This window comes from Methanoculleus sp. UBA374 (genome assembly GCA_002508705.1).
In the GTDB taxonomy this organism is placed as follows: Archaea; Halobacteriota; Methanomicrobia; order Methanomicrobiales; family Methanoculleaceae; genus Methanoculleus; species Methanoculleus palmolei.
Window position 1 is genome coordinate 1 of record DAYL01000002.1, and the last position, 21,807, is coordinate 21,807.

Here is a 21,807-nt window from a genome sequence, read left to right on the forward strand (position 1 = left end):
GGAGCTTGAGAAAACGCGGAGTGTTTGCGAGTGCCGGCGGACCGATAGGTCCGGAGCTTGAGAAAACGCGGGGTGTTTTGCGAGTGCCGGCGGACCGATGGGTCCGGAGCTTGAGAAACCGCGGAGCGTTTTCGCGTGCCGACGGACCAATAGGTCCGGGGCTTGAATTCGCGCCTGACGGGTCGTCACGTGAAGAACGGCTTACGCCTGCTTACGGCTTCCCGGAACGCGTCTTCCAGTTCCTTGCCGTGTTTTCCCCGGGTGTCGACAAGGTTGTCGCTCCGGAGGAGGCAGGGCTTGAGTTTCCCGTCCGAGGTCACGCGCAGGCGGTTGCAGAACCCGCAGAACTCCGTGTTGTGGAGGGGGCGGACCACCTCGACCTCGGCGCCGTCGAGGCAGTACTTCTTCCGGTGGTGCATCCTGCGGGTGATGACCTGGGTTGCCCGCTCGTTCAATTCCTGCTCGACGCTGTCCACGTCCCCGTGAAACTTGCACTCGTTGAACTCCATGAGTTCGATGACCTGCAGGATGAGGTCGCGCTTGCCCCGGACAAACGCCATGAAATCGTCGACCTCATCCTCGTTGATGCCCTCGAGAAGGACCATATTGAGTTTGACCGGCGTCAGGCCGACCTTGATCGCCGCATCGATCCCGGCGAGAACGTCCGCGAGACAGTCCTTCCCCGTGATGGCCCGGTAGCGTTCGGGGCGGAGCGTATCGAGGCTGACGTTCACCCGGGCAAGCCCGGCCTCTTTGAGTTCCGCAGCTTTTGCGGCGAGGAGCGTCCCGTTCGTCGTCAGGGATGACTCGACGCCCGGCGGCACCGAGCGGATGATCTCCGTGAGGTCACGGCGGAGCAGGGGTTCTCCGCCGGTGAACTTGATGCTCCTGATACCGAACCGCACGCCCACCCGCATCAGCTCGGCGATATCCTCGGCGCTCATCTGCTCCTCCGGGTTCACCTCACCTTCCGCGTGACAGTAGATGCACCGCAGGTTGCACCGGGAGGTCAGACTGATCCGGAGGTTGGTCACGGTCCTGTTATACGGGTCCTTCAGCACCATCGCAGGTTCCCTTGAAATTCTTTGCAATAATATAGGTCTCGGCGCTCCCTCTCCGCGACGCCTTCGTCCGATATCCCCGGACGGAATAGAAGCGTTTCTTTACTTCGGCGAGCAGTTCCCCGAAGAGTTCCCCCTGGAACGATTTTACCACCATGTTGCCGCCGGGCTTTAAGATCGTACACGCAAACGCCAGGGCTTCCTCGCCAAGCCCGATCGCCCGGGCCTGGTCGTAACTCTTCTGGCCGGAGAGTTTCGGAGAGGCGTCACAGACGATGACATTGACGATTCCCCCGGCTTCCTCGCGGATGCGTTCCTGAACGGCAGGGTCGGTAAAATCCCCGACAATGGTGGTGACGCCCTCCATCGGCGCAATCGGATTGAGGTCCACACCGACGACGTTTCCCCCGGTCAGGTCGCGGAGCACCTGCAGCCAGCTCCCCGGCGCCGCCCCGAGGTCGACGACGTTGTCGCTCGGCCTGATGATCCCGTTCTTCTGCTGGATCTCCAGCAGTTTGTAGGCCGCCCGCGCCCGATACCCTGCTTTCATCGCCTTTCTATAGACGCTGTCTTTTGTCCATTGAGAACCCATTGCGAGATAACCCTCCGTTTGAAGATGATAGACGGCACCTTATATACTATCAGCATGATCAGGAGTAATATATGTATGTGTTCGATGCAGTAAACTATGAATGTATGTAACTCCAGCCGCCTCACTCCGGCTGGAGGATAAACGTAAAACACTATAATGTAAAACGCGATTATATACGTAAACGAGAGTTTGATAAGGGGTCACAATGTTAAAGGCAACGATTGATGCAGAAATTTTTCGGGAATCCATTGACGCGATCGCCGCACTGGTGACGGAGTGCCGTCTGCACACAGCCGAGGATCAGATCCGGACGCGAGCAGTTGATACTGCCAATGTGGCCATGGTCTCCCTGGAACTCCAGAGTACGGCGTTCAACACTTTTTCGGCAACCGCCGGAGAACTGGGTCTGGACATCGCAAAGATGAAGAACATCCTCGGGATGATGGGAAAAGGCGATGCGCTGACCTTGAGCCTGCTTGATGAAGAGCGAAAACTGGAGTTGAGTTTTGGCGGCTACCGCTACTCGATCACACTCCTCGACGTCAACACCATCCGGAAGGACCCGAACCCGCCGGGGATCGACCTCCCCGGAAAAGCAGTCCTCTCGGGCGACGCGCTGAACAACGCCATCAAAGCGGCTGCCGTCATCTCCGACAAGATTGCTCTCGGGATCGACCCCGATACCATGACCTTCTACATGGAGGCGGAGGGCGACACCGACCACATCAAACTCGCGCTCGGCGAAGACGAACTCGTCGCACTCAACCCGGTGCGGGCCCGTTCGCTCTTTTCGATCGATTACCTCAAAGACATGGGCCGGGTCATGGCACGCGCGGATGAGGTGGAGGTCTACCTCGGCATCGATCACCCGGTCCGGTTTGCCTTTACTATTGCGGACGGCAACGGCCGCGTTGAGTACCTCCTTGCCCCTCGGATTGAGGCCGATTAATGGATGTTGTCCTTGATCAGAAAGAACTCACGAAATACCCATTTTTGAAAGAGTCGCAGAAGCTGGCACGCCGACACGTTGAGTCGCTCGAAGAGTTCCTTTCAAGCAGCCAGGGAGGTGTGGCGCTCGAACGGGCAAAGGAGCGCGTCAGCGCTGCGCTCATGGCGAAGAAGGAGTTCCAGGACGAGAAGACGCCGAACCTCAAACCCGAAATTGAGATTGCAAGTTACGCGCTTGCCCGGATGCTGGTCTCCTGCCTGGGCGACCGGTCCCTCATCGACCGCCTTGCGCGCTACGAAGCGGAACGCGCATCCTTCTTCCTTGCGACCGAGGACCCGGAGATACGGCGGTTCGTCGCCTGGAGCATCGGCATCGATGCCGGGACTTCGACCCTGCCGGTCACCGCGTACGTGGAGTTGGTGCCCCACTTGCGCGACCAGCGCTGGCGGCTCGTCAACAGGGACGTGCAGCAGGGAAATGTGACGCTTGAGCCGGGCGAGATCGACGAACTTATCCGGGAGCGGATCCGGGTCATCCTCGTCGATCAACTGCCGCTCCGCGTCCCTCCCGCGATCTGTGAACGTCTCGCAGCGGTTACAAAAGAGATCGCCGCGTTGCGCCAGCAGCAGGTCCTCGAAGAGTTCGGCGAGATCAAGGAGGAGGCGTTTCCGCCCTGCATCAACGCGCTCATCCAGGCAATCACTACCGGGGCGAACCTGACGCATATGGGCCGGTTCGCCATCACGTCGTTCCTCCATACCATCGGGATGGACACCACCCGGATTGCGGAGGTCTTCGCGCAGGCTCCCGATTTCGACCTGGATATGACGATGTACCAGGTGGAGCACATCTCCGGCCGGGGCGGCACCGAGTATACCCCGCCCTCCTGCGCCACCATGCGTACCTTCGGACTCTGCGCCAACCGGAATAAGGACTGCGAGCGGGTCAATCACCCCTTAAGTTACTACCGGTTCAAGAAGAACATCCGGAAAAAACGAAGTTGACCTCTTTTCCGCCCCTGTCGGACAAGGGGACCGGGAAAAACGGTATTGTGTAAGCGAGGGGTTTTTTCCGGGCAGAGATCAGGCGGCCATGTTATCGATCGCATAACCCGCGACGCTGAGCGCGGCGATAAAGATGACCAGCGCAACGATGTATGAGAGTCCCGTCATCCCCTCCATCTGTGCGGGCAGCATCACCAGCACCACGATGAAGAGTGCGAGGGACCCGATTGCAGCCAGAACCTCAAGAATCCGTAAATCCATGCAGAGAGGTTGGATACGTGCAGGTATATCTCTATCCCCGGGGCGAGCGGGGGGGCGACATGCATGACTGCCCCGAGCGCAACCCATATATGGCACCCGGAACGAAGATCGGGAGCATGACACAGGAAGACCGCGAAAGGGTGATCGACCGGCTGGAACAGGCCGTAGTGCTTCTTACCGAGCGGATGGACATCCGGCTCATCCCGGAGGTCGGAATGAACATCGTCTACGCTCTGCCCGACGCGCATGGCAGGGACGATGTCGCCGGGGTCCTCGGCCGGATCGTCAGGCTCGGCGACCGGGTCCACCCCGTCGGGGAGATCGCGTTCGGAGCAAGCGACCACGTGGCCCGGGTCGTCCTTACGACAATGCACTTTGACCCCCGGATCCGGAGCGCGGCAAACATCCGCTTCTCCGCAGCGGTCCTTCAGGAACTGGAGAACCTCTTCTTCGAGGTCTGCTCCTTTGACCGGGCAAGAGAGCCGCCGGGGGTTCAGACGATGGATTGGGGCGTCGCGTCCTGCTGCAAGGAAGGCGTTCCCGATATCATCTACGACCGGGGAGCCGTAGGGAAAGAGCCGATGATCAGGGTCCTCGCGGAGGACCCGGCCCAGGTCGCACAAAATATTCTTAAACTGTCAAATCGCATTACCTATGCACAATTATAAGGGAAGGTCCACATGGGAATAAAACCATCGTATATCAAGAACCTCGGTGAGGAGCTCATTGTCAAGCATCGCGACAGGTTCAGCGGAGATTTTGAAGAAAATAAGCATGCCGTCGCCGAAGTTGCCGTGATCGACAGCAAGGATGTCCGGAACAGGGTTGCCGGGTACATCTCACGAAAGATAAATACAAAGAAGCGGTAAACCTCACTATATGTTTGAGGGAATCCTTCCGGCAATCATTACCCCTTTTCACCGGGACTCCGGGGCGAGTCTCGATATTGAAGGATTACGGTCCAACATAGAGTCGCTGTTGCAGCATGGCGTCCACGGTATCGTCCCCTGCGGGTCGACCGGGGAGTCGGCGACGCTCACGTTTGAGGAGCACGAGCGGGTGATCGGTGAGACCGTCGAGGTTGTCGACGGGCGGGTGCCGGTGCTTGCAGGGACCGGATCGAACAACACGGCAGAGGCGGTTCACCTGACCCGGTCGGCGAAGGACGCGGGCGCGGACGGTGCGCTCGTCATCAGCCCGTACTACAACAAGCCGAACCGCTCCGGGCTCATCAAGCACTTCACGAAGCTGGCCGACCTCGACCTGCCGGTCATCCTCTACAACGTCCCCGGCCGGACGGGACAGAACCTCCAGCCCGATCTCGTGATTGAACTGGCCCGGCACCCGAACATCGTCGGGATCAAGGAGGCAAGCGGGGATATCACCCAGATCTCCCGTATCATCGAAGGGACGCGGGACGAAGACTTCATCGTGCTCTCCGGGGACGATGCGATGACCCTCCCGGTCCTCGCGCTGGGGGGCGCGGGCGTGATCTCGGTTGCAGCAAACGTTGACCCCGGCCGGATGGTGCAGATGTACGACGCCTTCCGTGCAGGCGATCTTGCCCGCGCACAGGACCTGCACTACGAACTTGCCGCGCTCATACGGGCGATGTTCATCGACACAAATCCCATACCCGTGAAAAAGGCGGTGGGACTCCTCGGGATGGCCGCGGGTTCGGTCCGGCTGCCGCTCGACGAACTCGACGAAGCGAAGACGGAACAACTGAGAAAAGTGCTGGTGAACTATGATTAAGGTTGCCGTATCCGGAGCCCTGGGGAGAATGGGCACCACCATCGGTCGGATCGTGAACGAAGCCCCCGACATGGAACTCGTCGGCGGGAGCGACGTGCGGGCAGGGACGCTTTTTGGGAGAGAAGTGGTTCCGGCCGATCGGATTGACGCGCTCCTCAACGAAAAAAAGCCGGATGTCCTCATCGACTTCACCGTTGCGGCTGCCGCGGTCGAGAACGTCAGGGCGGCAGCCCGAAATCATGTGGCGCTCATCGTCGGGACGACTGGATTCTCCCCCGAACAGAGAGAAGTTATCCGAGATGCCGTTGAGGGGAACGTCCCTGCGGTGATATCGAGCAACTTCTCAGTAGGCGTCAATATCTTCTGGAAACTCGTGCGGGAGGCGGCCAGACAACTCGGCGACTACGATATCGAGGTCACGGAAGCCCACCACCGCTACAAGAAGGACGCCCCGAGCGGCACGGCAAAGACCATTCTTGAGATCCTGGACCAGGAACTCGGGACCCGCGAGAAGGTCTACGGCCGTGTCGGCGAGACCGAACGAAAAGATGAGATCGGAGTGCACGTCGTCCGCGGCGGCGATATCGTCGGCGATCACTCCGTCCTCTTTGCAGGGAATTATGAGTGCATCGAGATCTCCCACCGGGCTTACGACCGGGCGGTCTTCGCCCAGGGTGCGGTCCGGGCCGCCCGGTGGGTTGTCGGCAGAGAACCGCGCATCTACACCATGCAGGAAGTCCTCGGACTGTGAAAGGGGAAGCAAAATTTATTTTTTGACACGCACATAAAGTATGGGTATTCGGAGGAACGAAGTTGCCAGCAGTTGTTGATATTGAGAAGTGTACCGCCTGTGAAACCTGCGTAGATGTCTGTCCGGCTTCCGCCATCAGCATGGTAGACGGCAAAGCAAAAGTGGATATCGATCTCTGTGTCGAGTGCGAGACCTGCGTCGACGAGTGTCCGTCTGAGGCAATCTCAATGGAATAAAGAAACATACTCTTTAATACCACCAACACTACAGATATTTTTGTCTATGATTAATGTAGGAGTGCTTGGTGCCACAGGAGCTGTGGGACAGCGCTTCGTTCAACTGTTAGCGGATCATCCCTGGTTCCATCTCCAGACGCTTACCGCCTCTGAACGGAGTGCAGGAAAACCGTATGGCAAGGTGGTCAACTGGCGCCTCGATGCGCCGTACCCGGACAACGTCGGCGATGTTGTTGTCACCCCCACGACCGTCGAGAGCCTGAAGGACTGCGACCTTGTCTTTTCGGCGCTGCCTGCGGAGGTAGCGACACCCCTTGAGACCGAGATTGCCGATGCGGGCATTGCCGTCTGCAGCAACGCCCGGTCGCACCGTATGGACCCCGATGTCCCGCTGGTGATCCCGGAGGTCAACCCGGACCACCTGGGCCTGATCGACGTCCAGCGGGACCGGGGACGTGACGGGTTTATCGTGACCAATCCGAACTGCTCGACAATCGTCCTTACACTGGCCCTTGCACCCCTCAGATCGTTCGAGTTCCACGACGTGCGTGCGGCGACCATGCAGGCGATCTCGGGAGCCGGCTTTTCCGGTGTCTCCGCGATGGACATCTACGACAACGTCATCCCCTACATCGGCTCTGAAGAAGAGAAGTTGGAGACCGAGACTCTGAAGATCATGGGAACGTTCGACGGTTCCGAGGTGACCCCGGCCCCGTTCAGGGTGAGTGCAAGTTGTCATCGGGTCCCTGTCATCGACGGGCATACCATTGCGGTCTGGGTCGACGTGAAGGAGCCGGTGGCGGAAGTGAAAAAAGTTTACGCAACCTTTAAGTCGCCTTTCAGCAATCTACCCTTACAGCCGGCAAAGGCAGTTGAGCTCCTCGACCAGTCCGACCGTCCGCAGCCACGGCTTGACCGTAACCGGGGGCGGGGCATGACAGTGTCTGTTGGGAGAATCCGGGAAGGATTACGGTTCGTTGCACTCGGGCACAACACCATCCGCGGAGCTGCAGGCGCATCCGTCCTCAACGCCGAGCTGATACACTCGAAGAAGTATCTTTAGACGAGGTGGGCTAATGATAAAGGATAACACAGTATTCGTGGGAAACAAACCAGTCATGAACTATGTGCTTGCGGTAGTCACCCAGTTCAACAACGGAGCGGAGGAAGTTGCAATCAAGGCCCGGGGAAAGGCTATCTCCCGTGCAGTTGATACGGCGGAGATCGCGCTCAACCGGTTCCTGGAGAACGTGAACAAGAAAGAGATCTTTACCTCGACCGAGATGATCGATACCGATACCGGTAAGACGAACGTATCGAGTATCGAGATTGTCCTCACTCATGCAAAGTGAGACACCCCGGGTTCACTCTTTTTGGGCAGTCCGGCCGGGGGCGCGACGGATAAAAGCGTGGTGAAACCGCCCTCCGGGGTGGTTTTTTCCGTCGCTTCGGCGTTCCTTGCGGTTGCGCTGGGAAGTGCCGGAACTCCTCAAAACCCGGTTTTAGAGGAGCGATTCAGCGGATAGTGTAATATCCGGTCACTCCTTGCCCCCAACCAACCATAAAGGTTTTATGACTCATACCCCTACATTGTATACACTATGAAGTGGGTGACGATCGGATTGGTGCTGACGCTGATGTCCGCTCTCGTCGCTCCTGCTGTGGCCGGGGACGATGAGCGATACAGTTACATTACGGTGCAGAATATCACCGTTCAACTGGAGAAAGAGGATGCCGTCGTCACCATGAACTATACGATAGACGACGGCGTCGGTATCCTTGTCCTCCTCCTCGGAAAGGACGATCTGAAACAGAAAGCGCTCGATGTGCTCAACTTCAACGACACTGAGGTTCAGCAGCTCGATCTTGATCACGCTGTGGTGCGCGTGGCCAATGTGTCAGAAGACTACGGAGATGGGTCATACTGGTTCCCGGGGCACCGGTTCGGGGTGGTTGTGCCTTCGCTCACCATCAAAGCGCCGCAGGATGTCCGGCACTATGAGCAGGTCAGCGAGATCTCCGACGGGTTCGGCTATTTTGCATGAGGCTATGAACGGGGCCGGATAAGGCCCCGTTCGTGCCCCGCCCTTGACGATAGGATTGTTGCCCGATTAACCCTGATGAGTGCGGCCGACTTCACCGTTTGCGAACCGCTGATCCACCTCGATCGAAATTCCCCATACAATTTTCCATGAGGTCGTCCTAAAAAGATCTCTGAACCTTCGGTACACCCCGATCGGAACACTTATATCTAAAGTTTTTACCATCTGAACCATATTCAGGCAAGGACGGTGAAACAACTTTCCATTGGGAGTCACACTTTCACGGTGCCTCCTGCTATCTTCCGCAGGAAGACAATATATCACCACTCGGGAAGGGATAGGGAGAGGGCGTCCCCCCGGCAAGGCGTTTTGGGGCAACCTCGGGAAAAGTCGGTTCCGGATTCTGACCTCATGTGTCTAACCGGTCGAAGTGTCGTACACAAGTGCTCCGGATATGGCAGAGGTTCGCGGGCCCTTCCTGGGTGGCATCTCGCGGCTCCCACCGCAGTGCTGGCACTATACCGGCCCATCAATGCCGGGTGGAGTGGTTCATGCTTCTCTCTTCAGCGTGACCAGTCCACGCTCGTCCACCCACCGGCCAAGGAGCGACTGGAGATAGACGCCGAGGAAGGCACAGAAGAGGCCCCCGATTGTGGCGAAGATGATGTACTTTACGCCATCCGGGTTCGTTACGGGGAACCCGGAGATCTCGCTGCTGATCGAGAGGATATAGATGCTTGCCCCGTAGGCGATGGCCCCTATGGCGAGCACGAAGAACGGCAGGGCGATCACCCTCCGGAGCGCCTCCCGCTCGTTCAAGAAGACGTCGATGATCTTTCCCCCCGCTGCAACAAGGCCGGCGGCTGTAAACCAGGCGATGGAACCGTAGATGAACGCGAGCACCTGGAAGAAGATGCCGGAGGCGGTATAATAACTGAGGAGGCTGACGAGCCCGAGAATGACCCCGACGATACCGAGCAGTATTGCGGCGATGTAGGCGACAAAGGTGAACCTCCCGCCGTGCAGCGACGCCTGTAACGAGTTGATCAAATACCCGAAGACCTCGTCGATCCCGAAACCCTTAAAGAGCAGATACGTGCCGATGACGCCGACAACAACGATGGTTGCGCCCTCGGGGTATCCAAGCAGGTATCCCACGGCATAGAAGAGCATGACGAGGCCGAGCGGCACGAGCACGATCTTCGAGACTTTCGGGTCGTCAAGGAGGCGCTTAAGGATATAGTAGGTCCCCTCGAGGTCCGGCATCTGGTTGACCACAACTTTCCGCACACTGCTGACCGGCACCCGGGACTGGATGATCGGCAGGACATACTCATCTTCCGCGCCGTCCGTCACCAGGATGCAGTTCGTCGTGTTCGTCGCCTGCAGGATCGCATCGAGACTGGACGCTACCCGCCGGTCTCCCTCAAGCATATTCATATGATTGCCGCAGATGACGGCGACGGCAACCTCTTCTCCTTTCTCGGTGAGATGGTCATAAATTTTGATTGTCTCGAATATCGCGTTGCTGTCGGAGTCCTCAGGGTCGGCAAGGGCAAGAGCGGTCGCTGCATGGAGGCATGCTTCTCTGCCTACGATGGGACCGTCTACCTGGGCCTTGAACCCGAGATCGTCGTCACGATCAACACAGAGGACGAGCGTCCGCTCTTTTGCCATCCACTAGAACATCTCCCCCGCTCCTATTAAATAATTTGCAGCGGGGAGTAAAAAAGTATTAAATAAGTTTTGCACGCTGCAGCAGGAGCAGGTCGTCGGTCGTGATCTTTTCACCATCACGGAACTGCTGGAAGACACGCTCCGCCTCTTTCCGGACGGCCTTCTGTTCCTTGGTGACTTTGGTCTTCTTGGTCTTCTTCCGCAGGCCCGAGATCACCTTGTCGTAGTCCCGAAGTTCTTTCTGGCAGGCAATGAACTGCCTGTGCTCCTCGTCCGCTGCCTCCTGGGCTTCAACGAACTTCTGATGGGCCGCATCCGCTTCTTCTCGGGACTTGTCGGCTTTCCGGTAGGACTCCACCATCAGGTCATGATGCTGCTGTGCGGCCTCGGCCTTCTCCGTGACCTCTTTGTGGATCTCCGAGGCCAATCTGCGAAACTCCCGGGCATCGGTGAGTTTCGTCCGCATCTCCTTGTTCTGCTCAAATTCAGCTTCCTGGTCCTTCGCCGCCGTCTTCAGCTGCTTGATCTTCTCGATCAGTTCACGCTCTTTATCGGTGCTGTAGACCTCGGTCTGCTGCTTGAATTCCAGGAGTTCGATCTGCTTCTGCAGTTCCCTGATGCCCCGGTTCCGGAGATTGCCGTGTTCTTTCTTAAAGGACTCGATCTCCTCGAAAAGCGCGTTGGCCTTGTCGTTGTACTCGTTCCTCTGGTCCTTCAGCGCCTGAACTTCCTCGTTGATTTTGTCCCGCTGCTCCTTGTGCTGCTGCGCCTCCTCAACGAATTCGCGGGTCTGCGTGTTTAACGCGTTGCGCTCACGGGCGTTTTTGCTGGCAAGGGCATTCAACTCATTACGCCGATCTTTGTGCTGTTCAGACTCCGCAAGGACTTTTTTTCTCTTCTCAATCAGATCGTTCAGCATTCTCAACCAATCCTCGACATTCGGTACCAATCCTATATTCCCGCCAGCGGGACCGCTCCCGTGCGCTGCAGGTATACCGGAGGCTCATGTAAGCGGCTACACCACAAGAAAAGACGTTTCCCGGCTCGTAATCGAGACCGTCGTTCATCTGTCTGCTCATGTGTTCAACCCCGATACCTGGCAATCGCAGAGGCCCACAGGTTCTGCGCTCTGCACAATACACCCGTGCTGGAGGGATTATACAAGAACGTCTATAATTCAAACGTCATCTCTACTATTAAGTATTTCGTAGATGGACCGGAGGGCATACCGCCGACCGGTTCCAGCCAGAAAGATATGAGAAGAGAGGATGGGATTAGAGGAAGTCAATGAGATGCCCACTCTGCGCGTCCCCCGCCACGCGCTTGCCGATGGGTGCGCTGGACCGCTGCGCTGTCGGTTCGTAGACGCGCTGGCTCCCGAGGATCTGTGCACTCTTAACGCCGGTCATGACCGCCATGACGCGAACTTTCCCCTCATAATCGCTGTTCACCCGCGCTCCCCAGATGACGTCCGCGTGGGGATCGAGTTCATAGGTCAGGGAACTTGCGATCTCCTCGGCGTCCTGGAGGGTCAGGTCGTTGCCGCCCGTGATGTGGATGAGGCTCCCGGTTGCTCCCCGGTAGTCGATATCCAGCAGGGGGTGGTTCAGGCACTCATGGACGACGCTTTCGGCCTTGTTCTGCTGCTTGCTCTCTCCGACGAGCATCACGGCGACGCCACCCTTGCTCATGATAGCACGCACGTCCGCGTAGTCGATGTTAATGAGCGATGGTTCGGTGATTGTCTCGCTGATGCCCTTGACCGTCTCCGCAATGAGCTGGTCCATGACCGAGAACGCCTGACCGAGCGGCAGGTTCGGCACGTATTTGATGAGGCGGTTGTTGTCGAGCACAATCACCGAGTCGGCGGAAGCCGAGAGAGCTTCCAGTCCCTCTTCCGCACGGAGAAGACGGGCTTTCTCGACCTGGAAGGGGTAACTGACCATGCCGACGACGATTGCTCCCTGATCTTTTGCAATCTGTGCGACAACCGGGGCTGTTCCCGTACCGGTGCCTCCACCCATGCCGGCAGTGATGAAAACCAGGTCCGCGTCGCTGAGCAGGCCCTCGAGCGTCGGTCGGGCCATCTCGGCTGCGCGTTTGCCGACATCCGGGAAACCGCCGGCTCCAAGGCCTTTGGTGAGCGATTTGCCGACAAGCACCCTCTTATCAGCCTGGATCATGTCCAGGTGCTGCTTGTCCGTGTTGATCGCGATCGTCTCTGCACCATTGACCTGCATGTGGTACAGGCGGTTAATCGTGTTGTTGCCTGCACCGCCGCATCCTACGATGACGATACGCGGCTGACCGAGGATGTCGTCTTCATCCTCGATCGCGTCTGCCTTCTGATACCTATCGCGTTCTGCATGTTTCAATGCCTCGTTGATGATCGTCTGCATCATATACCTCCTAAACTTGGAATGAAATCTGGTCGGCCTCGTGTAGAACACGGTTTCCATGCCTTTCTAGAAGTGCTCTGACGGAATAGCGCACGGCCTCCGATACCGTGGGGAATTCGCCAGCCTCCACCAACTTCTCGAGCATCTCAACCTGCTGCCGGGGCAATCTGATTGTTATCCGATCCATCATCTCAATCACTTATATCTGACATTTAGCAGCCAAGGGTCTGCCATTTGTCAGACAATCGTAATCTCCTCGTCTGACTTCATCAGATAAGCCATAATAATCACCGGATAGTATAAAAAACTTATGAAATGAATCTGAGTCCGACATAACGGTTTTATGAATAGCGACCGACAACGTACCTTCACAGGATTGCCAGAAATATGAGAGAGAACCTTCCCGAAAGGGTGGAACACGGCGGACGGGTGCGGTGGTATCGCACCCGGGAGCAGGGCGAGCTGCTTGATTTCAGCGCTAACATAAACCCCTACCCACCGGAAATTCCCTGGACGCCGGACCCTTCGGCGTTGAAAGATTACCCGGACGACCGATATGAGACACTTAAAGAGGTGATAGGGCGGACATTCGGGCGCGATGCGGCGGAGGTTGCTGTTGGCAACGGGTCCGTCGAGTTGATCCGCGCGTTCTGTTCTGCCGTGCTCGGGGCAGGGGATGCTGCCTGTATCAGGCCCCCGACGTTTGCCGAGTATGAGATGGCGGTAAGGCTTGCCGGCGCCCGATGCACCGTCGATGACGGCGCGGCTGCTGTTTGGTTCCTCTGCAATCCGAACAACCCGACAGGCACGCTTTACTCCCGCCCGGAGGTCCTGCAGCTGCTTGACGAGACCGCCGGGCAGGGAGCGCGCCTCTTCCTCGACGAAGCGTTCATCGAACTTGCCGACCCCCGCCAGAGTTTTGTCGGCGTCTCTCACGAGAACCTCTTTGTCCTGCGCTCCCTGACGAAGAGCTTCGCCGTGCCGGGCATCAGGTTCGGGTACGGGTTCGGCACGCCTGAACTCATTGAGAGGGTGGAGACGGCGCGCCTCCCCTGGACGGTGAACGCGTTCGCCGAATCCTTTGCGATCGAGGCCTTCCGGCACTATGACAGGCTTGATGAGTCGCGGGCGCGGGTCGCCCGGGAACGGGGATGGCTCTCCGACCGTCTGGACAGCCTCGGCCTTACGTATGAGCCCCCGTCTGCGAACTACATCCTCATAGAAGCCCCGATGGAGGTGTCGGTGCTGACCGGGCGGCTCCTCTCCCGCGGCATCTTGGTCAGAGACTGTCGTTCGTTCGGGCTTCCCCGTCACATCCGCGTGGCCGTACGGACCCGGGAGGAGAACATGCAACTTGTCGAGGCGCTCGAAGCATGCTTGCCCTGATCATGGCGGGGGGAGAGGGCTCCCGGCTCCAGATGGGCGAGAAACCGCTCGTCACCGTCTGTGAAAGACCGATGCTCGCCTACGTCATCGACGCCTTTTCGTCCGCCGGGCACGAGGTGGTCGTGATCGCCTCACACAAAACACCCTTTACCAAAAACTGGTGCCGGGCACAGGGGGTCACGCTCTACGAAGCCGAAGGGGTCGGCTACGTTGAGGATATCCGTGCGGCGGTGGAGGACCTCGGGGAAGAAGGAACACCTGTCTTCACCTGCGTATCCGACCTCCCCTGCCTTGCGCCAGAGATCATTGCAGGCGTCGAGGACGCCTGGCGCCGGGCGGGAACCCCGGCCTGCTCCACATGGGTGCCCCGCGCCCTCTGCGAAGAGCACGGTTGCCGCACACAATACACGGAGACAATCGACGGCATAGCGGCCTGTCCTGCCGGGATCAACATCCTGACGGCAGGCGGTCTCGACGCCCCGGAGGAGGAACTGCGCCTCCTCCTCTCGGATCGACGGCTCGTCTTCAACATCAACACGCGCGAAGAACTGGCACTGGTACAGGATTACCTCTGTCGGAAGCGGCTGCCCTGGCCTCCATGAGGCCACCCACCTTCACCGTCAATTCTCGGGAGAAACTGTATTATCGGACTATCACCGATCTCTATATATGGAATTCTGCCGGGAAATCGAACTTGAAGGTCATATTATCGATTCAGGCATTATGACCCTGGTGTTCGATAAGATCATGGATATGGGTGGGGAATTTGAGATCCTCACATTTAATGTCGGGAAGCTGAAGACGGACACCAGTTACGCGCGGCTGCGCGTGGCCGCACCCACCGACCAGCAACTCGACGCCATCCTCTCCGAGCTGCATCGGCTCGGCGCGCGCACCCCCGAGATCAGCGACGTCACCCTCATACCGGCAGAGGGCGACCGGATCCTTCCGAAAGGGTTCTACTCAACCACCAACCACCCTACTTTCGTCAAATACCGAAATGAGTGGCTGCCCGTCGAGCATATCGAGATGGATTGCCATATTGTCGTCGACGAGAAAGAAAAACGAGCGTACTGCATCCCGATCTCAAAGATCAAGGCCGGCGATGCCGTTGTTGTCAGCGAGAACGGGGTCAGGGTGATCTTTCCGGAGCGGCCGAGGAAAGCCAGCGCGTTTGAGTTCATGCACGGGACCGTCTCGTCGGAGCGGCCGAGCGAGGCGCTCATCGCAAGGATCGCCCACGAAATCCTCGAGATGAAGAAAAAAGGAGAGAAGATCGCGCTCGTCGGCGGCCCGGCCATTGTCCACACGGGAGCGGCAGGGGCCCTTGCGAGGATGATTCGCGAGGGTTACATCGACGTTCTCTTTGCGGGGAATGCGCTCGCCACCCACGATATCGAGTCGAACCTCTTCGGGACATCGCTCGGAATGGACATCAAGACGGGTAAGCTCATCACCGGCGGGCATAAGCACCATATTTACGCCATCAGCGAGATCATGCGTGCCGGGTCCATCAAGAATGCGGTCGATCAGGGGGTCGTCACCGGGGGGATTATGTATGAGTGTGTGAAGAAGGGCATTCCGTTTGTGCTTGCCGGGTCCATCCGTGACGACGGACCGCTCCCCGACGTGATCCCGAACGTCGTGGAGGCACAGGACGCCATGCGCCGCAATCTCCAGGGCGTCGGGATGGTGCTGATGGTCGCGACGCTCCTCCACTCGATCGCCGTCGGGAACTGCCTCCCGTCATACGTCAAGACCGTCTGCGTCGATATCAACCCCGCATCGGTGACAAAACTTATGGACCGGGGCACGACGCAGGCGATCGGCGTCGTGAGCGATGCAGGGACGTTCCTCCCGCTGCTCGCAAAACAGCTCGTGGAACAGAAAAAAGAGTGTTAACGGGTGAGCGGCATACAGAACGGCTCTTCCTGGTCCAGCACGAACTCCCACTCTTCTTTGCACTTGCACTCCGTCTCCGCAAGGGCGCGCAGGAGCCCGACATCGCCGGAGAGCGAGTAGTCGCCGATCCCTTTCACGATCTGGCCGTCACAGGCGCCGCAGTTGTGCGGCCCCCGGATCTGTCCCCCGCCGACAGGGTCGCAGAGGATATGCACCGGCGATCCGATCAGCACGTCAAGGACACTCCAGAGATACGGCGGCCGGTATGCGTGCTGTTTCCAGAGGCGTTCGACCTCGGTCCTGCCCTGGACGGTGCAGAGGTTCATGGAGATGCTGTCCGCAACGGAGGAGACGTCCCTGATGGAGCGCACCATGTCGTCGCGCGCCTCGCGTTCGGTCAGGAACGGCGGTTTCATCAGCAGGTAAGCCTTTGTGCCCACGCCGGCGGTGCGGGCGGCCGCTGCGGCGCGGAGGAAATCGGCGTACGTGAACCCCTTGTCGATGCTCCTCTCCCTGATGAAGTCGTTTGTGGTCTCAAGGCCCACGGCGACGGAGAGCGGTCTTGCCCAGGCGCCGGTATCGATGCCCTCCCGGAACTCCCGGAGCACCTCTGCGTCGACATACTCGGGCCTTGTCTCGGCGATCACGACCTTGCCCCGGAACGCCTCCGCAACAGTGCGCCGGGCGGCGGGGGGGACCTCGTCGGGATCGAAGAAACTTCCCGATGTAAAGACCTTCAGTACCTGGTAGTCTTCGTCCCGGAAGTTCTCTTTCACCCAGCGGACCTGGCGGATCAGCCGTTCGGCCAGTTCGTCTCGGGCAAGGTCCGGATAGCGCTCGTGCCGGTAGCCGCACATGCGGCATCGGTTCCAGGAACACCCGCCGCTCCGAAAGATTACCGTCAGCGTATCGAGGATCCGCCCCTCATGGAGGTCTTTCCCCCGCCAGGACGCCAGCGGCTTCTCGGTCAATTTGGATAGCATTATACCTCATATTCGTTGATGTACTGGTATGAAAAGGATCGCATGGCTGACACTCATCGTTGCGATGCTGCTCGTCGGTACGGCATCGGCCGCGTACGTCGCAATCAGTGCTCCACAGACGGTGTACATCGGCGACTCATTCGATGTCACCGGCACCACGCTGGTGGAGGGACTCGCCAAACCGTCGCTCAACCCGGGGTTCAGCACGGAAGTTATCCTGTACTACGCCCAGTACGCAAAGAGCGAGGTGGCCCGAAAGACAATTGTCGTTCAGGAGGACGGCACCTTCTCTGCAACATTCGATACCAGCGGTCTTCGGCCCGGGACATACTCCATTGAGATCGTCGATCCCACGAAGTCCACCTTCGGGGGTAGTTCGAAAACGCAACGGATGGTCACCCTGGTCGACCGTACCGGGAGCGTCACGATCACCTCTCCGCCCAACCAGAACTTCGACGGTAGCCTCGACGTCCGCGGCATGATTGGCGATCTCGGAGATGCGGGCGTGCGAATCGAGGTTACGCATGACGGAGCTGCTGTTTACGGCCCTGAATTCATCAGTACCGACGCAAACGGAGCATTCTCTGTGGAGGTGCCCGTCTCCGCTGCGGGTTCGTACGAGGTCACCTTCTCCGACGCGAAAGGCTACATCGACACCAGGGAGTTCATGGTGATGGGCACCCCGGCCCCCACGCCGACGCAGGCGATGATCTCGGCGAGCACCCCCGCTACGCGGTCCGCTCCGGCATACTTCGAGGTCGATACCCGGAGCGGCGCCGTGAAGATCACAACGTCGGCGGGGATCGACTGGGTGGTCGAGTACATCGATGAGGAGGGAGGTCGCCATGAAGTGAACGATAAGGGCATGCTCGAGCCCGAGACCGCAGAATTTGTTGCAGAGGGCGGCCTCGTCTATGTCAAGGTCTACCCCATGAGTTACAACGACAGCGGAACGGTGCAGGTCTCGGTCGCGAATGCCGACTCTGTCAGGGTGAGCCAGACCGCGCCCGATCTCTTCGGGGACGCGACCCCCACCCCTGCACAGGCTGCGCCGCTCCCGGTAGCCCTGGCACTTCTCGCGCTCCTTGTCGTCGTCCTCGCGCGCCGGGGATGAACAACCTTTTTGTAACCGGCGACCAATAGGTTAAGGCGGGCCGGGATAGTCTAGTCCGGGAAGGCGGTGGCCTTGAAAGCCTCTGGTGCTCGGCACCTCGGGAGTTCAAATCTCCCTCCCGGCGCTCTCGATTTTGTGCAGGTTTTTCAAATTTAAGGGACCTATGGTTCCCGTTCCTCTCCAAGGAGATCGGGTTCTCTATCGCCGCACCCCCTGAAACAGAGTTTTGACTGTTCTTGGAGGCGGCGGATGATCTGGAGCGAACCCGAAAAAAACAGTAGAGTTAAGCGATCTTCTCGCCCGCCTTCGGGCCGGGAGAACACTCGTAGACCTCGCGGATCTTCACGACGAGAAGGCCTTTTGCCGGGGCCTGCGCCATCTTCGACCGGACGGTAAACTGCATCTTCTCAAATTCCGGGCCGCTCGTCTTGACCTCGACGTCGCCCTTGATCTGGAAGCAGCCCTTCGTCTCGGCCCCCCAGATGTAGATGGAGACCTTCGGGTTCTCCCGGACATTCGCGAGCGTCTTCTTCATGAAGTTGTCCGCAATCCAGATCGTCTCGTCGTCGACGAGCTCGACAAACCCGATCGGCACCACGTTCGGCCACCCGTCCTTCGAGGCTGTGGCGACCGGAAAGATCTTCATTGTCCGGAATGCCGTCTTCATCTCTTCAGTGAGTGCAACCATCAGTTTTCACCACTATACTCTCTGAACTACACATTTATATAGCAATTTGTTAGAAAACTGTAGTTTCAGCGGCGCTGCTACAGATCCGTGACCCGGAGCACGCACCGGGCTATCGGCCCAAAAACCCCGGCAGGAGTTCCTGAATCTCACGGATCAAAGTCCACCACCACGGCGGAGTGATCACTCAGCCCCTGCCCCCGCAGGCTGTGCAGGTACCAGCACGCCGTCGGATTGAGGCGCCCGGACGCGAAGACGTGGTCGTAGCGCTTGCACTTCGGGACGTCCTCCGGCCCGCGGTCGGGGCACCAGCTGTACTCCCTCGCCCGGTAGCCGTGCAGTTTCCGGAAGACATCAGGAAGGTCGTACTCTGCAAGACCGGAAAGGATGTTCATCTCGGCGTTATACCACCACTTTCTCGGCCGCCCGAGGTACTCGTCGTTCTCGGAGATCCCAGTGTCGTTGTTCTCGTTCGGAACGATATCTTTGTAAAAGGGAACAATCGTCCCGTCGGGGAGTTCCGCTTCCGGGATGTGGAGATCGCCGCAAAAAACCCGGGGTTTCATCGACCTTGCAGCAAGGCGCCGGTAGATCCCGACCAGCGTCTCCGCCTTGACGATCTCATTCCTCCGACCGCCTATCGCCGTGGGCACATGGGCGTTGTGGACCTCGAACTCGCCCGTGGGCGCGCTGACGACGGCGGAGACCACCCGCTGCTTCCACGGGATATCGAAGTCGAGCGGATTTTGCGGCGTGAGAGGGTATCGACTCGCTATCAGGCACCCGAAATCTTTTGCCTCGCCGGCCGGCGAATACCGGTCCGAGAGCCGCGAGACGCCGTATGCAAACTGGAAAGGATCGTTCGCGCCTCGTGCGCGAAGCTCGTTCAACCGCTCGGCCATATAGGCCACCCGTGCGATCTCAACCAGAGCCAGGCTGTCGACGGAGTAGAACAACCCGTAATTCTCCAGCTCTTCCCGGAAGAGCGGCAGGGCCCGGTCCGTCACTTCCTGGAAGGCGACGATATCCGGAGAGTACTGGCAGACTGCTTCGACCTTCTTCTCCACGCCTCTTGTGCCGGAGCGGAAGAGGTCCACGTTCCATGAGATGAGCCGCATAGTGCCTGATTGCGCATTGGCGTTTCATGCTCATTAACGCATCGAGTCGAGGTCCATCCCAGTTCGGGATCACCTGCCGCCGCGCTCAGGTCCGGGCCCCTGTGCGGCACAGTACCGGTCGATAGCGTCAAGGAACCGCCTGCCGTAACGTTTCAGTTTTCCTTCGCTGACACCGTAGATCCGGAGGAGTTCTACACCGGTGCGCGGGCGGTTCTTCGCCATCTCTTTGAGGCTCCGGTCGTGGAAGACGACGAACGGCGGCACGTGTTCGAGGTCGGCAAGGGCTTTCCGGAGGTTCCGGAGACGGAGGTAGAGGGCTTCGTCGTAGTCGTTTTCGACTTCCGGCGCGGCGATGCCTTCCGGACGCGGTTCTGTAAGCGGCACCGGAAGGTTGCCTGCGAGCACCGCCCGGCTCCGGTCGTTCAGCATGAGGACCGGATACCGGCCGCCGGTCGACGTGACGAACCCGTTTCGGACCATCTCCTGGATAAAGAGCAGCCACTGGTCGCGGGTGTACCCCTTTCCGGAGCCGTAGGCAGAGAGGGCGTCGTGCCCGTTCTCGCGGATCCTCGCGCTCTTCGACCCGGTCAGCACATCGCCGATGTAGGATGCCCCGAACCGCTCCCCGACCTCGCCGATGCAGGTGATGACCGTCGATGCAGCCTCTGTCCCGTCGAAGACTTTCACCGGCGTCTCGCACCGGTCGCACCCGCCGCACCGCTCCTCCGGATAAACTTCGCCGAAATAGGCGAGCAGAAACTTCCTCCGGCACCCGGTGGTCGCGCAGTAGTCGAGCATCGCCCCCGCTTTCCGGTAGGCGACGTCTTTCTGCATCGGGTCGGTGCACTCCTTCTCGATGAGGTAGCGAATCGTGCCGTAGTCGCCCCGGCTGTAGAAGAGGATGCAGTCGCTTGCCTCTCCGTCCCTGCCCGCTCTACCGGTCTCCTGGTAGTAGGACTCGATATCCTTCGGGAGGTCGGTGTGGATGACAAACCGCACGTCGGGTTTGTCGATGCCCATGCCGAAGGCGACGGTGGCGCAGATGATGCTGGCGTCACCGTGGGAGAAGGCCTCCTGGTTCCCGGCGCGGACGGCGTCGGGAAGGCCGGCATGGTAGGGAAGCGCCGAAAAACCCATGTTCTGGAGTTTTCCGGCGAGGTCTACCGTCGCCTTCTGGGAGAAGCAGTAGATGATGCCGGCGTCGCCCCGGTGTTCGTTGAGATACGCGGCAAGCCTTTGGAAGTAGCGGGCTTTGGGCACCACCCGGTAGGTGAGGTTCTTCCGATTGAAACTCCCGACGAACCGTGCCGGGTCCTTCAGGGCAAGCTGCACCGCAATGTCGTCCTGGACGGCGGGGATGGCGGTCGCGGTCAGGGCGACGATGGGGACTGCAGGAAACCGTTCTTTGAGCACCCGGAGCCGGCGGTACTCCGGCCGGAAGTTATGCCCCCACATCGATATGCAGTGCGCCTCATCGATGGCGATGAGCCGGACGTCCGCTTTTGCAAGGAGCGAGAGGAAGAACGGTTGCACTGCCCGCTCGGGAGAGACGTAGAGGACCCGGATGCGGCCTTCGAGAATCACCCGCTCGATGATCCGCTGTTCCCCGTAGCCGAGCGAACTGTTGATCGTCGCTGCCGGGATGCCGTTTGCCCGGAGACCGTCGACCTGGTCCTTCATCAGGGCGATGAGCGGCGAGACGACGACCGTAAGCCCGCCGAAGATGAGGGCCGGGAGCTGATAGCAGAGGGATTTGCCGCCCCCGGTCGCCATGACGGCGAGGACGTCGCGCCCGGCAAGCACGGCATCGATAATCGCTTCCTGATGGGGGAGAAACGACGTGTAGCCGAAATATCTCTCAAGAACGCTGTATTTGGTGTCCATTGCGTCAC

At 59.1% G+C, this 21,807-nt stretch carries 25 protein-coding genes and 1 tRNA gene; 15 read left to right on the plus strand and 11 right to left on the minus strand.

The window, feature by feature from the left end:
* Positions 1–185: 185 nt before the first annotated feature.
* Both moaA and BRA42_RS00255 read right to left on the minus strand, forming a co-directional pair.
* Positions 186–1,064: a GTP 3',8-cyclase MoaA gene (gene moaA, locus BRA42_RS00250; protein WP_292407791.1), complete on the minus strand. Its 879-nt coding sequence runs from the start codon at positions 1,062–1,064 to the stop codon at positions 186–188.
* Positions 1,042–1,653 (minus strand): RlmE family RNA methyltransferase, encoded by a 612-nt coding sequence (locus tag BRA42_RS00255; RefSeq protein WP_292407794.1) that lies wholly within the window; start codon positions 1,651–1,653, stop codon positions 1,042–1,044. The genes moaA and BRA42_RS00255 overlap by 23 nt, the downstream gene beginning before the upstream one ends.
* A gap of 205 nt (positions 1,654–1,858) precedes the next feature.
* Here BRA42_RS00255 and BRA42_RS00260 point away from each other — a divergent pair, with 205 nt between their 5' ends.
* Entirely contained in the window at positions 1,859–2,602 is a 744-nt protein-coding gene (locus BRA42_RS00260; protein WP_292407797.1) for a DNA polymerase sliding clamp, read from the plus strand.
* A complete protein-coding gene (gene priL / locus BRA42_RS00265; protein WP_342686179.1) occupies positions 2,602–3,606 on the plus strand; it encodes a DNA primase regulatory subunit PriL in 1,005 nt (334 codons plus the stop codon). Before BRA42_RS00260 ends, priL begins: the two co-directional genes overlap by 1 nt.
* Before the next feature lie 78 nt (positions 3,607–3,684).
* Here the strand turns inward: priL and BRA42_RS00270 are convergent, their stop codons facing one another.
* Complete coding sequence (locus tag BRA42_RS00270; RefSeq protein ID WP_292407808.1) at positions 3,685–3,867, minus strand: hypothetical protein; 183 nt, start codon at positions 3,865–3,867, stop codon at positions 3,685–3,687.
* A 116-nt stretch (positions 3,868–3,983) separates the two neighbouring features.
* On the opposite strand from BRA42_RS00270, the gene BRA42_RS00275 reads away from it, so the two are divergent.
* The 8 genes from BRA42_RS00275 to BRA42_RS00310 all read left to right on the plus strand — a co-directional run bounded on the left by BRA42_RS00275 (position 3,984) and on the right by BRA42_RS00310 (position 8,654).
* Positions 3,984–4,535: a thiamine-phosphate synthase family protein gene (locus tag BRA42_RS00275; protein WP_292407810.1), complete on the plus strand. Its 552-nt coding sequence runs from the start codon at positions 3,984–3,986 to the stop codon at positions 4,533–4,535.
* A 12-nt stretch (positions 4,536–4,547) separates the two neighbouring features.
* Positions 4,548–4,736 (plus strand): 30S ribosomal protein S17e, encoded by a 189-nt coding sequence (locus BRA42_RS00280; protein ID WP_292407812.1) that lies wholly within the window; start codon positions 4,548–4,550, stop codon positions 4,734–4,736.
* A 10-nt stretch (positions 4,737–4,746) separates the two neighbouring features.
* Entirely contained in the window at positions 4,747–5,622 is an 876-nt protein-coding gene (gene dapA / locus BRA42_RS00285) for a 4-hydroxy-tetrahydrodipicolinate synthase (RefSeq protein ID WP_342770396.1), read from the plus strand.
* Positions 5,615–6,373, plus strand: a complete 759-nt coding sequence (gene dapB, locus BRA42_RS00290; protein WP_292407817.1) for a 4-hydroxy-tetrahydrodipicolinate reductase — start codon at positions 5,615–5,617, stop codon at positions 6,371–6,373. The genes dapA and dapB overlap by 8 nt, the downstream gene beginning before the upstream one ends.
* A 62-nt stretch (positions 6,374–6,435) precedes the next feature.
* Positions 6,436–6,609 carry a 4Fe-4S binding protein gene (locus BRA42_RS00295; RefSeq protein WP_292407819.1) on the plus strand — a complete coding sequence of 58 codons (174 nt, stop codon included), beginning with the start codon at positions 6,436–6,438 and terminating at the stop codon, positions 6,607–6,609.
* Positions 6,610–6,655: 46 nt separating this feature from the next.
* Positions 6,656–7,672 carry an aspartate-semialdehyde dehydrogenase gene (gene asd, locus BRA42_RS00300; protein WP_292407821.1) on the plus strand — a complete coding sequence of 339 codons (1,017 nt, stop codon included), beginning with the start codon at positions 6,656–6,658 and terminating at the stop codon, positions 7,670–7,672.
* A gap of 13 nt (positions 7,673–7,685) precedes the next feature.
* The gene (albA, locus tag BRA42_RS00305) at positions 7,686–7,961 is read left to right on the plus strand and encodes a DNA-binding protein Alba (protein WP_292386048.1); all 276 of its coding nucleotides are present in this window, start codon (positions 7,686–7,688) and stop codon (positions 7,959–7,961) included.
* A gap of 249 nt (positions 7,962–8,210) precedes the next feature.
* Positions 8,211–8,654 (plus strand): hypothetical protein, encoded by a 444-nt coding sequence (locus BRA42_RS00310; RefSeq protein ID WP_342770395.1) that lies wholly within the window; start codon positions 8,211–8,213, stop codon positions 8,652–8,654.
* Between the two features lie 546 nt (positions 8,655–9,200).
* Here BRA42_RS00310 and BRA42_RS00315 read toward each other — a convergent pair.
* From BRA42_RS00315 to BRA42_RS00330, 4 genes are all read right to left on the minus strand, one after another.
* Positions 9,201–10,328, minus strand: a complete 1,128-nt coding sequence (locus BRA42_RS00315) for a DUF373 family protein (protein ID WP_292407825.1) — start codon at positions 10,326–10,328, stop codon at positions 9,201–9,203.
* Between the two features lie 58 nt (positions 10,329–10,386).
* Positions 10,387–11,247 (minus strand): coiled-coil protein, encoded by an 861-nt coding sequence (locus BRA42_RS00320; protein WP_292407827.1) that lies wholly within the window; start codon positions 11,245–11,247, stop codon positions 10,387–10,389.
* Between the two features lie 355 nt (positions 11,248–11,602).
* Positions 11,603–12,727 carry a cell division protein FtsZ gene (gene ftsZ, locus BRA42_RS00325; RefSeq protein ID WP_292408025.1) on the minus strand — a complete coding sequence of 375 codons (1,125 nt, stop codon included), beginning with the start codon at positions 12,725–12,727 and terminating at the stop codon, positions 11,603–11,605.
* Positions 12,728–12,737: 10 nt separating this feature from the next.
* A complete protein-coding gene (locus BRA42_RS00330) occupies positions 12,738–12,917 on the minus strand; it encodes a ribbon-helix-helix domain-containing protein (RefSeq protein ID WP_292408028.1) in 180 nt (59 codons plus the stop codon).
* Positions 12,918–13,114: 197 nt separating this feature from the next.
* Between BRA42_RS00330 and BRA42_RS00335 the strand changes: the two genes are divergently transcribed.
* The 3 genes from BRA42_RS00335 (at position 13,115) to BRA42_RS00345 (ending at position 16,015) form a co-directional block, all read left to right on the plus strand.
* Positions 13,115–14,113: a pyridoxal phosphate-dependent aminotransferase gene (locus BRA42_RS00335; protein WP_292407829.1), complete on the plus strand. Its 999-nt coding sequence runs from the start codon at positions 13,115–13,117 to the stop codon at positions 14,111–14,113.
* Positions 14,101–14,715, plus strand: coding sequence for an NTP transferase domain-containing protein (locus BRA42_RS00340; protein WP_292407832.1), 615 nt, complete (start codon positions 14,101–14,103; stop codon positions 14,713–14,715). The genes BRA42_RS00335 and BRA42_RS00340 overlap by 13 nt, the downstream gene beginning before the upstream one ends.
* Before the next feature lie 67 nt (positions 14,716–14,782).
* On the plus strand, positions 14,783–16,015 hold the full coding sequence (locus BRA42_RS00345; RefSeq protein ID WP_292407835.1) for a TIGR00300 family protein: 1,233 nt from the start codon (positions 14,783–14,785) through the stop codon (positions 16,013–16,015).
* Here BRA42_RS00345 and BRA42_RS00350 read toward each other — a convergent pair.
* Positions 16,012–16,998, minus strand: a complete 987-nt coding sequence (locus tag BRA42_RS00350; protein ID WP_292407838.1) for an archaeosine biosynthesis radical SAM protein RaSEA — start codon at positions 16,996–16,998, stop codon at positions 16,012–16,014. The two genes, BRA42_RS00345 and BRA42_RS00350, sit on opposite strands and share 4 nt — an antisense overlap.
* A gap of 28 nt (positions 16,999–17,026) precedes the next feature.
* Here BRA42_RS00350 and BRA42_RS00355 point away from each other — a divergent pair, with 28 nt between their 5' ends.
* On the plus strand, positions 17,027–18,112 hold the full coding sequence (locus BRA42_RS00355; RefSeq protein ID WP_292407841.1) for a hypothetical protein: 1,086 nt from the start codon (positions 17,027–17,029) through the stop codon (positions 18,110–18,112).
* A 39-nt stretch (positions 18,113–18,151) separates the two neighbouring features.
* Positions 18,152–18,236, plus strand: a tRNA-Ser gene (locus BRA42_RS00360).
* A 159-nt stretch (positions 18,237–18,395) separates the two neighbouring features.
* Here BRA42_RS00360 and BRA42_RS00365 read toward each other — a convergent pair.
* From BRA42_RS00365 to recQ, 3 genes are all read right to left on the minus strand, one after another.
* Positions 18,396–18,800 carry a pyridoxamine 5'-phosphate oxidase family protein gene (locus BRA42_RS00365; protein ID WP_342770394.1) on the minus strand — a complete coding sequence of 135 codons (405 nt, stop codon included), beginning with the start codon at positions 18,798–18,800 and terminating at the stop codon, positions 18,396–18,398.
* Between the two features lie 146 nt (positions 18,801–18,946).
* The gene (locus BRA42_RS00370) at positions 18,947–19,915 is read right to left on the minus strand and encodes an endonuclease/exonuclease/phosphatase family protein (protein WP_342770393.1); all 969 of its coding nucleotides are present in this window, start codon (positions 19,913–19,915) and stop codon (positions 18,947–18,949) included.
* Between the two features lie 69 nt (positions 19,916–19,984).
* Positions 19,985–21,799, minus strand: a complete 1,815-nt coding sequence (gene recQ / locus BRA42_RS00375) for a DNA helicase RecQ (protein ID WP_292407848.1) — start codon at positions 21,797–21,799, stop codon at positions 19,985–19,987.
* Between the last annotated feature and the right edge of the window lie 8 nt (positions 21,800–21,807).

Coding starts and splice junctions, on each gene's coding strand:
- BRA42_RS00260 (WP_292407797.1), top strand. CDS start 1,859: ATGTTAAAGGCAACGATTGATGCAGAAATTTTTCGGGAATCCATTGAC.
- BRA42_RS00315 (WP_292407825.1), bottom strand. CDS start 10,328: ATGGCAAAAGAGCGGACGCTCGTCCTCTGTGTTGATCGTGACGACGAT.
- recQ (WP_292407848.1), bottom strand. CDS start 21,799: ATGGACACCAAATACAGCGTTCTTGAGAGATATTTCGGCTACACGTCG.
- dapA (WP_342770396.1), top strand. CDS start 4,747: ATGTTTGAGGGAATCCTTCCGGCAATCATTACCCCTTTTCACCGGGAC.
- BRA42_RS00335 (WP_292407829.1), top strand. CDS start 13,115: ATGAGAGAGAACCTTCCCGAAAGGGTGGAACACGGCGGACGGGTGCGG.
- asd (WP_292407821.1), top strand. CDS start 6,656: ATGATTAATGTAGGAGTGCTTGGTGCCACAGGAGCTGTGGGACAGCGC.
- albA (WP_292386048.1), top strand. CDS start 7,686: ATGATAAAGGATAACACAGTATTCGTGGGAAACAAACCAGTCATGAAC.
- BRA42_RS00275 (WP_292407810.1), top strand. CDS start 3,984: ATGACACAGGAAGACCGCGAAAGGGTGATCGACCGGCTGGAACAGGCC.
- BRA42_RS00320 (WP_292407827.1), bottom strand. CDS start 11,247: ATGCTGAACGATCTGATTGAGAAGAGAAAAAAAGTCCTTGCGGAGTCT.
- priL (WP_342686179.1), top strand. CDS start 2,602: ATGGATGTTGTCCTTGATCAGAAAGAACTCACGAAATACCCATTTTTG.
- BRA42_RS00310 (WP_342770395.1), top strand. CDS start 8,211: ATGAAGTGGGTGACGATCGGATTGGTGCTGACGCTGATGTCCGCTCTC.
- ftsZ (WP_292408025.1), bottom strand. CDS start 12,727: ATGCAGACGATCATCAACGAGGCATTGAAACATGCAGAACGCGATAGG.
- BRA42_RS00270 (WP_292407808.1), bottom strand. CDS start 3,867: ATGGATTTACGGATTCTTGAGGTTCTGGCTGCAATCGGGTCCCTCGCA.
- BRA42_RS00355 (WP_292407841.1), top strand. CDS start 17,027: ATGAAAAGGATCGCATGGCTGACACTCATCGTTGCGATGCTGCTCGTC.
- BRA42_RS00330 (WP_292408028.1), bottom strand. CDS start 12,917: ATGATGGATCGGATAACAATCAGATTGCCCCGGCAGCAGGTTGAGATG.
- moaA (WP_292407791.1), bottom strand. CDS start 1,064: ATGGTGCTGAAGGACCCGTATAACAGGACCGTGACCAACCTCCGGATC.
- BRA42_RS00340 (WP_292407832.1), top strand. CDS start 14,101: ATGCTTGCCCTGATCATGGCGGGGGGAGAGGGCTCCCGGCTCCAGATG.
- BRA42_RS00255 (WP_292407794.1), bottom strand. CDS start 1,653: ATGGGTTCTCAATGGACAAAAGACAGCGTCTATAGAAAGGCGATGAAA.
- BRA42_RS00365 (WP_342770394.1), bottom strand. CDS start 18,800: ATGGTTGCACTCACTGAAGAGATGAAGACGGCATTCCGGACAATGAAG.
- BRA42_RS00345 (WP_292407835.1), top strand. CDS start 14,783: ATGGAATTCTGCCGGGAAATCGAACTTGAAGGTCATATTATCGATTCA.
- BRA42_RS00370 (WP_342770393.1), bottom strand. CDS start 19,915: ATGCGGCTCATCTCATGGAACGTGGACCTCTTCCGCTCCGGCACAAGA.
- dapB (WP_292407817.1), top strand. CDS start 5,615: ATGATTAAGGTTGCCGTATCCGGAGCCCTGGGGAGAATGGGCACCACC.
- BRA42_RS00350 (WP_292407838.1), bottom strand. CDS start 16,998: ATGCTATCCAAATTGACCGAGAAGCCGCTGGCGTCCTGGCGGGGGAAA.
- BRA42_RS00280 (WP_292407812.1), top strand. CDS start 4,548: ATGGGAATAAAACCATCGTATATCAAGAACCTCGGTGAGGAGCTCATT.